This is a genomic window from Polaromonas sp. P1_E11 (assembly GCF_056405995.1).
This window is the reverse complement of the sequence record NZ_JBFUBA010000001.1, coordinates 447,618-460,633: the sequence shown is the minus strand read 5'-3', so window position 1 is coordinate 460,633 and position 13,016 is coordinate 447,618. Positions and strand designations below refer to the sequence as shown.

At 62.8% G+C, this 13,016-nt stretch carries 12 protein-coding genes; all 12 read left to right on the top strand.

The annotated features are described in order from the left end of the window. Positions 1-28 precede the first annotated feature (28 nt). The 12 genes from AC1D11_RS02275 (at position 29) to AC1D11_RS02220 (ending at position 12,999) form a co-directional block, all read left to right on the top strand. Positions 29-622 carry a TRAP transporter small permease gene (locus AC1D11_RS02275; RefSeq protein ID WP_477646767.1) on the top strand — a complete coding sequence of 198 codons (594 nt, stop codon included), beginning with the start codon at positions 29-31 and terminating at the stop codon, positions 620-622. Between the two features lie 13 nt (positions 623-635). Then, the gene (locus AC1D11_RS02270; protein ID WP_477646766.1) at positions 636-1,928 is read left to right on the top strand and encodes a TRAP transporter large permease; all 1,293 of its coding nucleotides are present in this window, start codon (positions 636-638) and stop codon (positions 1,926-1,928) included. Between the two features lie 24 nt (positions 1,929-1,952). Beyond that, the gene (locus tag AC1D11_RS02265) at positions 1,953-3,260 is read left to right on the top strand and encodes a glucarate dehydratase family protein (protein WP_477646765.1); all 1,308 of its coding nucleotides are present in this window, start codon (positions 1,953-1,955) and stop codon (positions 3,258-3,260) included. A 30-nt stretch (positions 3,261-3,290) separates the two neighbouring features. Then, positions 3,291-4,397, top strand: a complete 1,107-nt coding sequence (locus tag AC1D11_RS02260; protein WP_477646764.1) for a lactonase family protein — start codon at positions 3,291-3,293, stop codon at positions 4,395-4,397. After that, positions 4,397-5,986, top strand: a complete 1,590-nt coding sequence (gene garD, locus AC1D11_RS02255) for a galactarate dehydratase (protein ID WP_477646763.1) — start codon at positions 4,397-4,399, stop codon at positions 5,984-5,986. Before AC1D11_RS02260 ends, garD begins: the two co-directional genes overlap by 1 nt. Before the next feature lie 34 nt (positions 5,987-6,020). Next, positions 6,021-7,007: a Bug family tripartite tricarboxylate transporter substrate binding protein gene (locus tag AC1D11_RS02250; protein ID WP_477646762.1), complete on the top strand. Its 987-nt coding sequence runs from the start codon at positions 6,021-6,023 to the stop codon at positions 7,005-7,007. A 36-nt stretch (positions 7,008-7,043) separates the two neighbouring features. Further along, entirely contained in the window at positions 7,044-7,826 is a 783-nt protein-coding gene (gene garL / locus AC1D11_RS02245) for a 2-dehydro-3-deoxyglucarate aldolase (RefSeq protein ID WP_477650877.1), read from the top strand. 71 nt (positions 7,827-7,897) lie between these two features. Further along, on the top strand, positions 7,898-8,779 hold the full coding sequence (locus AC1D11_RS02240) for a 2-hydroxy-3-oxopropionate reductase (protein ID WP_477649436.1): 882 nt from the start codon (positions 7,898-7,900) through the stop codon (positions 8,777-8,779). Positions 8,780-8,859: 80 nt separating this feature from the next. Continuing rightward, the gene (locus AC1D11_RS02235; protein WP_477649435.1) at positions 8,860-9,825 is read left to right on the top strand and encodes a Bug family tripartite tricarboxylate transporter substrate binding protein; all 966 of its coding nucleotides are present in this window, start codon (positions 8,860-8,862) and stop codon (positions 9,823-9,825) included. 155 nt (positions 9,826-9,980) lie between these two features. Continuing rightward, positions 9,981-10,949, top strand: a complete 969-nt coding sequence (locus tag AC1D11_RS02230; protein ID WP_477649434.1) for a TRAP transporter substrate-binding protein — start codon at positions 9,981-9,983, stop codon at positions 10,947-10,949. Positions 10,950-10,973: 24 nt separating this feature from the next. After that, entirely contained in the window at positions 10,974-12,050 is a 1,077-nt protein-coding gene (locus tag AC1D11_RS02225) for an aldose epimerase family protein (RefSeq protein WP_477649433.1), read from the top strand. A gap of 52 nt (positions 12,051-12,102) precedes the next feature. Next, on the top strand, positions 12,103-12,999 hold the full coding sequence (locus tag AC1D11_RS02220) for a dienelactone hydrolase family protein (protein WP_477649432.1): 897 nt from the start codon (positions 12,103-12,105) through the stop codon (positions 12,997-12,999). The last annotated feature ends 17 nt before the right edge of the window (positions 13,000-13,016 follow it).

The window sequence follows — 13,016 nt, the reverse complement described above, 5'->3', positions numbered from 1 at the left end:
GGCTTCGCGTTTGCTTTCTAGGAACTTTATGACAACCCCCCAAATGTCGGCCTCCGCCGCAGCCACGACAGCGGCCGTCAGTTCTGTTGCCCTGGGTGTAGACCCCGAGCACGAGCGGCCACCCGCGCGCCACTGGTATTCACGCCTGTGCGGCTGGTTAAGCAAGATCAGCCTGATTCTCGCGATCTTCGGCCTGGCCGGCATCATCGTGTCGGTGCAGATCCAGGTGTTCGGCCGCTATGTCATGAACGACACGCCGACCTGGGCTGAGGCGCTGGCGCTGCAGCTTGTGCTGTATGTGACTGCGCTTGGCGTGGCCGTAGGCGTGCGGGATGCCGGCCACATCGGCCTGGAGTCGCTGGTCTCGCTGCTGCCCGAGTCAATGCGCCTGAAGCTGGAGATTCTGATCCATCTGCTGGTCGCGCTATTCGGTGGAATCATGGTGCAAAGCGGCATGCTCTGGACCCGTATGAAATGGGACGAGCTTGATCCGATGCTGCAATTGCCCGTGGGTATCGACTATCTGTCGCTGGTGATCGCAGGCGTGCTGATCGTCATGTTCTCCTTCGAGCACATCGTTGCGCTGCTCAGGAACGAAGAAGTCGTTCCATCCTGGTACTGATTGAAAGAAAAATATGGAACTGACAGTTCTCTCATTGAGCTTTGCGCTGCTGCTGGTGCTGGGCGTGCCGGTGGCCTTTTCGATCGGGCTCGCCTCGGTGGCCACTGTGCTGTATTCGGGCATGCCGATCGCGATCGTCTTCCAGAAGATGGTCGGCGGCATGCAGGTGTTTTCGTTCCTGGCGATCCCCTTTTTCGTGTTCGCCGGCGAACTGATGTTGTACGGCGGAATTGCCGACCGCATCGTGCGTTTCGCAAACAGTCTGGTCGGCCACGTGCGCGGCGGCCTGGGCATGAGCAACGTGATTGGCTGCACCTTGTTCGGCGGTGTCGCCGGCTCGCCGCTGGCCGATGTGTCCGCGATGGGCTCGGTGATGATCCCGCTGATGAAGAAAGAAGGCTACGACGCCGACTACGCCGTTAACGTCACAACGCACGCGGCACTTGTTGGCGCATTGATGCCAACCTCGCACAACCTGATCATCTTTGCACTGGCGACCACCGGCATTGCTTCGGTTAGTGTGTTCAGCCTGATTCTGGCCGGCGTCATCCCTGCGATGCTGCTCACCCTGTGCAACCTGATTGCCGCGTACTACGTCGCCGTCAAGCGGGGCTATCCTGTCCGCGGCAAGTTCACAGGCTGGAAAGAAGTGCTGATGGCCTTCCTGGGCTCCCTGCCTGGTCTGTTCGTTGTGGTGATCATCCTGGCGGGCATCCTGTCCGGCGTTTTCACCGCGACCGAGTCAGCCGCCACGGCGGTGCTATGGGCGTTGATCGTCACGGTGCTTGTTTATCGCTCGCTGTCGTGGAAAAACTTCTTGAAAGCCTGCGCGAAGGCCTGCAAAACAACCGGCGTGGTACTGCTGCTGATCGGCATCTCATCCGCCTTCGGATATTTCATGGCGCTGTATGAGGTGCCCCAGAAAACCGGTGCGCTGATGACCTCCGTGTCCGCCACGCCATGGGTCATCTTCCTGATGATCAACGTATTGCTGTTCATCCTCGGCACATTCCTCGACATGGCTGCAACCATCCTGATCTGCACGCCCATCTTTCTGCCCATCGCGGCACAGTTCGGCATGGATCCCGTGCAATTCGGCATCGTGATGCTGATCAACTGCGCGCTCGGCCTGAACACGCCACCAGTGGGGGTCACGCAATTCGTGGGATGCGCCATCGGGGAGATATCGGTGGGGCAGGTCATGAAATCGATCCTGCCGTTCTATGGCGCACTGACGGCTTGTTTGATGCTGGTGACCTATGTGCCTGCGTTCTCGCTGTGGCTTCCCGGCATGTTCGCGAAATGAACGGGCTTGTCTGATCCTCTCATCATGAGCACTTCGCACGCCATCCGGCATATCCGCATCACGCCCATTGCGTTCCGTGATCCACCGCTGTTGAACGCGGCCGGCATCCACGAACCCTGGGCGCTGCGTTCGATCATCGAGCTGGAAACCGATTCGGGCCTCGTCGGCATCAACGAAAGTTACGGTGACTTGCCGATGCTCGAGGCGCTGGCCAAGGTCGCGCCCACGCTAGTCGGGCTGTCGCCCTGGGCTCTCAGCGAGATGGAGTCGCGCGTTGCCGGTCAGGTCACGCCGCCGGTGCAGACCGCATCGGAATTTCTCGGCCAGCAGGTGTCGCTGGCGCCGGGCACCCATGTGTCCAAGACCGTGGCCAAGGTCGTCAGCGCCTTCGAGGTTGCGATGCTGGACCTGCAGGGGCAACTGGCCGGCGCACCGGTGGTGGACCTGCTGGGCGGTGCGGCGCGCGACCGCGTGCCGTTTTCGGCCTACCTGTTCTACAAGTATGCGCAGCACATCGACAAGCCTGCTTCTTCCGGATATCCGGCCGACCCTTGGGGTGAAGCGCTCACACCACCCCAACTGGTGGCCCAGGCGCGCCGGATGATCGATCAGTACGGTTTTAAAAGCATCAAGCTCAAGGCCGGTGCGCTTGAGCCGGATCAGGAGGCTGCGGGCCTGCTGGCGCTGGCAGAGGCTTTCCCCGGCCTGCCGCTGCGCATAGACCCCAATGCCAACTGGAGCGTGGCGACCAGCCTGAAGATCGTGGAAAAGCTGCGCGGCGTGCTGGAGTATTACGAAGACCCCGCGCCGGGCCTGGAGGGCATGGCGGCCGTGGCGCGCGCCTGCGAGGTGCCGCTGGCCACCAACATGGTGGTGACTGATTTCGCCGAGTTCCGCCGCAACGCGGAGATGGGCTGCCCGGTGAAGATCGTGCTGAGTGACCACCACTACTGGGGCGGCCTGCGCGTCACGCAGCAGCTGTCGAGGCTGTGCAGCACTTTTGGCCTGGGCCTGTCGATGCACAGCAACTCGCACCTTGGCATCAGCCTGATGGCCATGACCCACCTGTGCGCCAGCGTGCCGCTGCTGACTTACGCCTGCGACACCCACTACCCCTGGCAGGACGAGGAAGTGGTGGAGGGCGGCCGCCTGCGCTTCGAGGACGGTAGCCTGCGCGTGACGACCACCCCCGGCCTGGGTGTGACGCTGGACCGCACGGCTTTGGCGCGCCTGCACGACAACTACCTGAATTGCGGCATCCGCAACCGCGACGACCTGGCGCAAATGCGCAAATACGACCCGTCCTTCACCGGCGCGCAACCCCGCTATTGAACGGCGCCCATCCGCAGGACAACTTCAACCATGAAACAAGGACTTGCCATGATTCCAGCCTCGTTGCGCACTTCGTTTCTGCTGCTCGCCGGCGTGGGTCTGATTGCCGCCTCCGGCGCCGCCAGCGCGGCCACCTGGGTGTATGTTGCCAATGCCGACAGCCAGGACATCTCGGTGATGCAGCTGGACCGCGCGGCGGGTGCCCTCAAGCCGGTGGCCAGCGTGCCCGTGGGCGGCACGGCCATGCCGATGGTGGTGAGCCGTGACAAAAAATTCCTCTACGTAGCGCTGCGCTCGCAGCCGTTTCGTGTCGTGACTTTCGCCATCGACGGGGCCACGGGCGGCTTGAAGAAACTGGGCGAGTCCACGCTGGCTGACAGCATGGCCAATATCGACCTCGACGCGACCGGCAAGTGGCTGTTCGCCGCCTCGTACGGTGGCAACAAGATCACCGTGAACAGCATAGGCACCGACGGCGTCGTGGGTGCGGTGCAGCAAATCGTGAGAACCGCGCCCAATGCGCATGCCATCCATTCCGACGCTTCAGGCAAGTACGTTTTCGCCACCAGCCTGGGCGGTGACAACCTCTCGAGCTGGAAGTTCGACCCGGCAACCGGTGTGCTTTCGGCCAACGACCCCGCGCTCATCAACGTCGCCCCGGCTAAAACCGGCCCGCGTCACTTCGTGTGGGACAAGCCGCAAAAATACGTTTATCTGCTCAACGAACTGGACGGTGGCGTGGACGTGTTCAGCTATGACGCCGGCAGGGGCGCGATGAGCCATCTGCAGCGCAGCACCGTCGTGCCGCCGGGCTTTGCCGGCAAGGTCTGGGCGGCCGATCTGCAGATTTCGCCGGACGGAAAGTTCCTCTACGGCTCGGAGCGCACGTCGAGCACGCTGACCACCTTCAAGGTCGACCCTGCCACGGGCCGTATTGCCGTCGTCGGCCAGACGCCGACCGAAAAGACCCCGCGCGGCTTTGCGGTGGACTCAACCGGCCGCTTCCTGATCGCCACCGGCCAGGACTCGCACGGCGTGTCGCTGCATGCCATCGACCCCGTTACCGGCCTGCCGGGCGTGGGCAAGAGCCAGCCTGGCGGCAAGAACCCGAACTGGGTCGAAATCGTGGACTTCTGATGAACGCGCTCGCCCCCCGTCCACCGCTGTACATCCGCATGCACGATGCGGACAACGTCGCCATCGTCGCCAACGACGGCGGACTGCCGGCTGGCGCAGTGTTTGCCGATGGGTTGACGCTGGTCGAGCGGGTTCCCCAAGGGCACAAGGTGGCGCTGGTTGACTTGCCCAAGGGTACGGCAGTTCTGCGCTACAGCGTTCCCATCGGCTACGCACTGAAAGATATTCCCGCCGGCAGCTGGGTGCACGAGCGCCTGCTCGCCATGCCCGACGCGCGTGGCCTCGAGGGCCTGCCGATCGCCACCGTCAAGCCGGCCGTGCAGGCTCCGCTGGAGGGCTACACCTTCGAGGGCTACCGCAATGCCGACGGCTCGGTCGGCACCCGCAACATCCTTGCCATCACCACCACGGTGCAGTGTGTGGCCGGCGTGGTCGACTTCGCCGTCAGGCGCATCAAGGACGAACTGTTGCCGAAGTTTCCCAACGTCGACGACGTGGTCGGCCTGGAACACACCTACGGCTGCGGTGTCGCCATCGACGCCCCCGACGCCATCATCCCGATACGCACGCTGCGCAACATCAGCCTGAACCCCAACTTCGGCGGCGAGGTGATGGTGGTCAGCCTGGGCTGCGAAAAGCTCCAGCCCGAGCGCCTGATGCCGCCCGGAACCATCCAGATCGTCGACGAACGCAGCGTGGCCGACGTCGGCGTCAACGCCGAAGCGCCGCTCGATGTGGTCTGCCTGCAGTCCGAGAACCATGTCGGCTTCATGTCCATGATCGATTCCATCATGCAGGCGGCCGTGCTGCACCTGGAAAAGCTCGATGCGCGCCGCCGCGAAACCGTGCCCGCCAGCGAACTGGTGGTTGGTGTGCAGTGCGGCGGCAGCGATGCCTTCTCCGGCGTCACCGCCAACCCGGCGGTCGGTTTTTGCACCGACCTGCTGGTGCGCGCCGGTGCCAGCGTGATGTTTTCCGAGACCACCGAGGTCCGCGACGGCATCGACCAGCTCACCTCGCGTGCGACCACGCCGGAAGTGGCACAGGCCATGATTCGCGAGATGGCCTGGTACGACGCCTACCTGCAAAAAGGCCTGGTCGACCGCAGCGCCAACACCACGCCCGGCAACAAGAAGGGCGGCCTGTCCAACATCGTCGAAAAAGCCATGGGCTCCATCGTCAAGTCCGGCAGCTCGCCTATCAGCGGCGTGTTGGCGCCCGGTGAAAAGCTCAAGCACAAGGGACTGACCTACACCGCCACGCCGGCCAGCGACTTCATCTGCGGCACTTTGCAGCTCGCCGCAGGCATGAATTTGCATGTGTTCACCACCGGCCGCGGCACACCTTACGGCCTGGCCGAATGCCCGGTGATCAAGGTTGCCACCCGCAGCGACCTGGCGCGCCGCTGGCACGACCTGATGGACATCAACGCCGGCCGCATCGCCGACGGCGACGCCAGCATCGAAGACGTGGGCTGGGAGATGTTCCACCTCATGCTCGAAGTGGCCAGCGGCCGCAAGAAGACCTGGGCCGAACACTGGAAGCTGCACAACGCGCTGGTGCTGTTCAACCCCGCACCCGTGACCTGATTTTTCGCTCAAAAACACTCAAGGAGACATCATCATGCAACGCCGTACCCTGATCCACACTGCCATCGCCGCAGCCGCCGGCGGCCTGTCGGCCCTCTCCGCATTTGCGCAAGGCGCCTGGCCCACTGGCAAGGCCATCACCTATGTTGTGCCGTTTCCGCCAGGCGGCAACACAGATACGCTGGCCCGACTGATCGCGCAGCCGCTGTCCACCGCGCTGGGCACGCCCATCGTCATCGACAACAAGGGCGGCGCCGGTGGCAGCGTGGGTTCGGCCATCGCGTCGCGCGCACCGGCCGACGGCTACACGCTGCTGGGCGGCACCATCAGCTCACACTCGATCAACGTCAGCCTCTACAGCACGCCCATCGGCTACGACCCGGTAAAGTCTTTCGCGCCCGTCGCCATGCTGGGCGTGAGCCCGCTGCTGCTGGTGGTGCCTGCCAGCAGCCCGCTGCGCACCCTGGACGATGTGCTGAAAGCCGCCCGTGCCAAGAACGGCGGCCTGAGCTCCGGCTCGCCGGGCATAGGCACCTCGCCGCACATGGCGCTGGAACTGCTGGCCAGCCAGTCGGGCGTCAAATTCACGCATGCGCCGTACAAGGGCTCGGCGCCCGCGGTGCAGGACCTGATAGGGGGCCAGCTCGACATGATGTTTGACACCAGCCTGATCGTGGGCCCCCACATCCAGAGCGGCAAGCTGCGCCCGATTGCCGTCACCGGCAGCCAGCGCGTGCCTGGCTTTCCCGAGGTGCCGACCATCGCCGAGAGCGGCCAGAAAGGCTTCGACATGGTGTCCTGGCAGGCCATGTTCGTGCCCGCGAACACACCGCAGCCCGTGGTCGACCGTCTGCACGCCGAAGTGATGAAGGTGCTGGCCCTGCCCGATGTGCAGGCCAAGCTCAAGGTGTTCGGCATGGAGCCCTCCAGCATGACGCCTGCGCAGCTGCTCGCTTACCAGAAAACCGAGGTCGACAAGTGGGCCAAAGTCATCAAGGCCGCCAACATCAAGGCCGAATAGGCCCGTACCCCTTTCAGAGAGCAACAGCAAACCACCATGACACAAGCCACGCCTTACCAATCCTTTCCCAACAGCTTCAAGCGCGACCTGCTGGCCGGCAAAAAACTTATCGGCTGCTGGTCGTCGCTATCGAACGCCATCACCACTGAGGTGTTGGGCGTCGCCGGCTTCGACTGGATCCTGCTCGACGGTGAACACTCGCCCAACGACATGGCCACCTATATCCCGCAGCTGATGGCGCTGAAGGACAGTGTCAGCGCACCCGTAGTGCGCCCCACCAGCAACAACTCGGTCGAGCTCAAGCGCTTGCTCGACGCCGGCTTTTACAACTTCCTGATTCCCTTCGTCGAAAGCGCCGAGCAGGCCGCCAGCGCCGTTGCCGCCACGCGTTATCCGCCCCAGGGCATTCGAGGTGTCTCAGTATCCCAGCGCAGCAACAAGTACGGCACGGTGCCGGACTACCTCAAGTCCATCAACGACCACATCTGCGTGATGGTGCAGATCGAAAGCATCGCCGGCACGGCCGCTGCTGACGAGATCGCCGCCACCCCGGGCGTGGACTGCATGTTTGTCGGCCCGTCCGACCTGGCCGCCGGCCTGGGTCACCTCGGCAATGCCGGCCACCCCGAAGTGCAGGCCGCCATGGTGAAGATTTTTGCCGCCGCCAAGGCGCACGGGAAACCGGTGGGCATCCTCGCACCGGTGGAAGCCGACGCACGCCGCTATATGGAGATGGGTGCGACTTTTGTCGGCGTCGGCAGCGACCTCGGTGTGTTCCGTGGCGCCACGCAGGCCCTGCGCGACAAATACCTCGCCTGATTTTTCTGTTCTGTCATCCCGGACCGCGCGGCCGGGGCCATCCCTATTTTTTACGAACAAGGAGCATTTTTATGAGCAAGCTTGGTTTTATCGGCCTGGGCATCATGGGCGCGCCGATGGCTGCGCACCTGATCGCGGCAGGGCACGAGGTTTTCATGAACACGCGGAGCAAAGTGCCTGCGGCTCTCCTGACAGGCAAAGGCAAGGCCTGCGATTCCATCGCCGATGTCGTAAAGCAGGCGGACATCATTTTCCTGATGTTGCCGGACACGCCCGACGTGGAGAACGTGCTGTTTGGCGATGGCGGAGTGGCCTCGGTGCTGACCAAAGGCAAGACAGTGGTCGACATGAGTTCCGTCTCGCCGATGGACACCAAAGAGTTCGCCAAGAAAATCAACGCCCTGGGTTGCGACTACCTCGACGCCCCGGTGTCGGGCGGTGAAGTCGGCGCCAAGGCTGCCAGCCTGACCATCATGGTGGGCGGCCCGCAGGCAGCGTTTGACCTCGTCAAGCCGTTGTTCGAACTGATGGGCAAGAACATCACCCTGGTGGGCGGCAACGGCGACGGCCAGACCTGCAAGGTGGCCAACCAGATCATCGTGGCGCTGAACATTGCGGCCGTGGGTGAAGCCCTGCTGTTTGCCAGCAAGGCCGGTGCCGACCCTGCGAAGGTGCGTCAAGCTTTGATGGGCGGCTTTGCGTCGTCGCGCATCCTTGAAGTGCATGGTGAGCGCATGATCAAGCGCACCTTTGCGCCTGGTTTCCGTATCGGCCTGCACCAGAAGGATTTGAATCTCGCACTCAGTGGTGCGCGCACGCTGGGTCTGGCTTTGCCGCAAACGGCGGGCGCCGCTCAGCTCATGCAGGCCTGCGCCGCCAACGGCATGCAGGACCTGGACCATTCCGCTCTGGTGCGCGCGCTTGAACTTCTGGGCAACCACGAAGTCGCGTAACTCACCCGCATGAAGAGCCCACAGAGGCTCATGGCGCAGCTGGTGGAGGACACCGCTTTTTCATACATCCGGAGACGAACATGCCGATCAATCGACGAGAGCTTATTGCTGCTTCACTGGTTTTGGGGACTGGCGCTGTGAGCGCGCAGGCTTCATGGCCGTCCAAACCCATACGTCTGGTGGTGCCGTACCCACCCGGCGGTTCTTCAGACATCATCGCGCGCGCCATTGCGCAGCCTCTGTCCGAGGCGCTCAAGCAGTCGGTCATCGTGGACAACAAGGCTGGCGCCAACGGCAACCTGGGCGCCGACATCGTGGCCAAGTCCGCACCCGACGGCTACACGCTTTTGCTGTGCGACACCGGCGCGCTGGCCATCAGCCCTTCGGTCTACACCAAGCTGGGATTTGATCCGTCCAAGGACTTGCGCGGCGTCACCATGTTGGCATATTCGCCGCACCTGCTGGTGGTGCATCCCTCGGTGCCTGCCAACAACCTGAAGGAACTGGTGACGTTGTCGCACAAGTCCGACCTGAACTTTGCCGTGACGGCGATGGGCAGCGCGCCGCACCTGGCTGGTGTCGCGGTCGAGCGGGCGAGCAAGGCGAAGTGGCAGTACATCCCTTATAAGGGCGGTTCGCAAGCCGTCAGCGATACGATCGCTGGCCAGACCCAGGTGTTGATGAACGGCATGCTGGCCACCTTGCCGCATGTGCAAAGCGGGAAGCTGAAGATCCTGGGTGTCTCCAAGAGCACGCGCATGCCGCTCATTGGCAATGTGCCGACGCTGGCGGAGCAGGGTCTTGCCAACTTCGAGTCGGGCACTTGGCAGGGTTTGCTGGTGGCCAACGGTACGCCGGCAGCCGTCATCAATCGCCTCAACACCGAGCTTATCAAGATCATCCGCAGTCCGGACATCCGCGCCAAGCTGGCGGGGCAGGGTGCCGAGGTGGTGACCATGACGCCGGCCCAGCAGGACGTGTTTTTCAATCAGGAGCGCAGCCGCTGGGCCAAAGTTGTTGCAGAAGCGAACATCAAACTGGATTGAAAAAACGTTGCGTGATTTAGTGGTGATATTGCCTGATATCTTTGGGTTGTGAGCACGGATCCGTGGGAATATCGAGCAAGGGATTCAATTTTGAAAAGAAACGAGTCGGGCCCATCAGAGGCTGACCGTTATTAGCCACGCCAGGAGACAAAAACATGCGGACTTCATTCAAGGGGCTTTTGTGCCTCTCTTTCGCCCTATGCGCGGGCGCCACCATGGCGCAGACCAAGCTGCGGGCATGGAACATTCATCCCGACGGCTATCCGGTATCGGAAGCAATGAAGAGCTTCGTGGAGCAGGTGGCCAAGAGCACCAGTGGCCGCTACAACATAGAGCTCTTCAATAGCGGCACGCTCGGTGACCAACCCAAGGCCGTGCAGATGCTCAAGAGCGGCGAGATCGATGTGGCCGAATTCAGTTCGGGTCCGCTGTCGGACGCCGTGCCGGGCATCAAGGTGCTGAACCTGCCCTTCCTGTTCACTGATTCCGCGCACATGTTTCGCCATCTGGACGGCAAGCTGGGTGAGCGTTTTGCCGCCAACCTGAAGGCCGCCGGCTTCGTTGTGCTGGGCTGGTATGACGGCGGAGGACGTTCTTTTTACTGCGTCAAGCCCGTCAACAATATCAGGGACCTCGCCGGCATGAATATTCGTGTCCAGCAGTCCGAAATTTACATCGAGATGGTGAAGCTGATGGACGCCAAGCCGGTGGCCTTGCCCTTCAAGGACGTGCTGGTCGCCCTGGAGCAGGGCAAGGTGGATTGCGCCGAGAACAACTTGCCTTCGTATGAATCCACCGGACACTTCAAGGTGGCCAAAAACGTCTACGTCACTAACCATGTGATCTCGCCCGAGGCCCTGGTCGTCTCGACCAAGCTGTGGGAAAAACTCAGCAAGGAAGACAAAGCCGCGTTCACCGAGGCCGGCGCCAAGTCCGCCATCCTGATGCGCGAGCTGTGGAACAAACGGGTGGCCGCGGCCCTGGAGACCACGACCAAGCAGGGTTCGCAGTTCGTCAAGGTCAGGGATGCATCGCCCATGGTCAGGCGCATGGGGCCTTTGTATGGAAAATACATGTCGGACCCGACCACACGCGAAGAATTGCTGACGATTATTTCGAAGTGAGCGTCCCAGACACCGGACACTGCCATGCTGCTTGACCCCGCACGATTTGTACGAGAGATCGACGGCAAGCCCACCGCGTTGTTCACGCTGCGCAACGGCCAAGGCATGACTGTGTGCGTGACAAACTACGGCGCAAAGATCGAGCAGGTACTGGTGCCGGGCCGCGATGGCCGCTTTGACGACGTGGTGCTGGGTTACGACAGCATCGACGGCGTGATCGGCGGAGCACCCTCGGTGGGAGCCTTCATCGGGCGCTATGCAGGCCGTATTGGGCATGCGCGCTTCACGCTGGGTGGCAAGGAGCATGTGCTGGCCGCCAACAACGGCCCCCACTGCTTGCACGGCGGCGTGAAAGGCTCGCGTTTTCGGGTATTCGATGCGGTGCAGTGCAGCGATTCCAGCGTTGAAATGCGTTATGTGTTTGCCGACGGGGAAGAGGGCTTTCCGGGAGCGATGGCACTGCGCGTGACCTACAGCGTGACCGAGGCGAACGAGCTGGTGCTCGACTACAAGGCGCTCGCGCTGGATACACCCACGGTGGCCAATCTCACCACGCATGCTTTTTTCAATCTCGAAGGCGCGGGAAGTCGTAACGCGCTGGAGCATGAGGTCACGATTTGCGCCGGCCGCTATTTCGAGATGGCGCCTGACCTCATCGCGACAGGCCGCTTGCTGCCGGTGGAAGGAACGCCGTTTGATTTGCGCAAGCCTGTCGTGCTGAGCAAGCGCGTGCGCGGCTTGCAAGCCGAGGCCGGTATCGGCCTCGTCGCCGGGTATGACGACTGTTTTGAGATTGACCGCTCTGCCGCCAGTGGTGAAAATCTGGCGCTATGCGCGCGCGTGAGTGCACCTATTAGCGGGCGGGTGATGGAAGTCTGGTCGACCGAGCCCACCATGCAGTTCTACACCGGTCTTGTGCCAGGCGAGCTGCTGGCCGGCGGGCCGGGCAAGGGCGGCAGGCAGTACGCGCAGCAGCAAAGCCTGTGCTTTGAGCCGCAGGGCTACCCCAATGCACCCAATGTGCCGGCATTTCCCTCCGCCGTGCATGAGCCAGGGCAGAGCCGCCACGGTCGCACGCTCTACCGCTTCAGCACTTCCTAGGCAAGCGCACTCCGCGTGTCAAAATGCTCCGGCAACAAGCAAGGAGCTGAGCATGCGATGGTGGAAACTGGCGTGGATGTTTGGGATGGTGTGGGCGGCGCAGACGACCGGCATGCCCGCATGGGCGCAGCAGCCCGAGCGCGTGCCGCCGCAGATCGTCAAACTGCCTCTGCTGATCGACGGTAAACAGTATGAGGTTGTCACCCATCTCTACAAGCCCGAGGGCGGAGGTCCGTTTCCGCTGGTGATCTTTTCCCACGGGCGGGCGCCGTCGCGCGTTGACAGGGCCAAGCTTGAGTATCCGGTGCTGGTCGGGCACGCCAACTACTGGCTTCGCAAGGGTGTTGCCGTGGTTGCCCCGATTCGGCCAGGATACGGGGATACCGGGGGCACCGACAGGGAAGACTCCGGCATCCGGTGGAGCGGCAAGGTTTGTGCCGGCAACCCCGACTTCACGCGTATGGCCAGCCACGCGGGCCAGACAGTGGTCGCGTTGCACCAATGGGCGATGCAGCAGCCCTGGGTGCGCAAGGACAGGGTGCTGCTTGAAGGGCAGTCGGTGGGCGGCATGACGACAGTGTCGGTCGCGGCGCTCAATCTGCCGGGCGTCGTCGGCGCCGTCAATTTCGCGGGCGGCTCCGGCGGCAACCCGGAAGACTCTCCGGCCAGGAGTTGCAAGCCCGAGAACATGGGTAAAAGCTATGGCGAGCTCGGCAAGCTGGTCAAGGTGCCCAGTCTGTGGCTCTACGCCGAGAACGACCAGTTCTGGGGCGCCGAGGCGCCCCGCAGATGGCACGAGGCCTTCAAGGCAGGCGGCAGCGACACGCAGTTCGTCCAGACGGACCCGGTGCCAGGGCATGATGGGCATTTGCTGCTGACCTACGGTGGCAATATGTGGTCGGTGCCGCTGGATACGTTCGTGCGCAAGGTGGGACTGACGGCGCCCTGAGTTTTGATTGGGCATAA

Excerpts from the sequence above, each read along its gene's own strand:
- AC1D11_RS02220 (WP_477649432.1), top strand. The coding sequence starts at position 12,103 with ATGCGATGGTGGAAACTGGCGTGGATGTTTGGGATGGTGTGGGCGGCG.
- AC1D11_RS02275 (WP_477646767.1), top strand. The coding sequence starts at position 29 with ATGACAACCCCCCAAATGTCGGCCTCCGCCGCAGCCACGACAGCGGCC.
- AC1D11_RS02260 (WP_477646764.1), top strand. The coding sequence starts at position 3,291 with ATGAAACAAGGACTTGCCATGATTCCAGCCTCGTTGCGCACTTCGTTT.
- AC1D11_RS02235 (WP_477649435.1), top strand. The coding sequence starts at position 8,860 with ATGCCGATCAATCGACGAGAGCTTATTGCTGCTTCACTGGTTTTGGGG.
- AC1D11_RS02240 (WP_477649436.1), top strand. The coding sequence starts at position 7,898 with ATGAGCAAGCTTGGTTTTATCGGCCTGGGCATCATGGGCGCGCCGATG.
- garL (WP_477650877.1), top strand. The coding sequence starts at position 7,044 with ATGACACAAGCCACGCCTTACCAATCCTTTCCCAACAGCTTCAAGCGC.
- AC1D11_RS02230 (WP_477649434.1), top strand. The coding sequence starts at position 9,981 with ATGCGGACTTCATTCAAGGGGCTTTTGTGCCTCTCTTTCGCCCTATGC.
- AC1D11_RS02250 (WP_477646762.1), top strand. The coding sequence starts at position 6,021 with ATGCAACGCCGTACCCTGATCCACACTGCCATCGCCGCAGCCGCCGGC.
- AC1D11_RS02270 (WP_477646766.1), top strand. The coding sequence starts at position 636 with ATGGAACTGACAGTTCTCTCATTGAGCTTTGCGCTGCTGCTGGTGCTG.
- AC1D11_RS02225 (WP_477649433.1), top strand. The coding sequence starts at position 10,974 with ATGCTGCTTGACCCCGCACGATTTGTACGAGAGATCGACGGCAAGCCC.
- AC1D11_RS02265 (WP_477646765.1), top strand. The coding sequence starts at position 1,953 with ATGAGCACTTCGCACGCCATCCGGCATATCCGCATCACGCCCATTGCG.
- garD (WP_477646763.1), top strand. The coding sequence starts at position 4,397 with ATGAACGCGCTCGCCCCCCGTCCACCGCTGTACATCCGCATGCACGAT.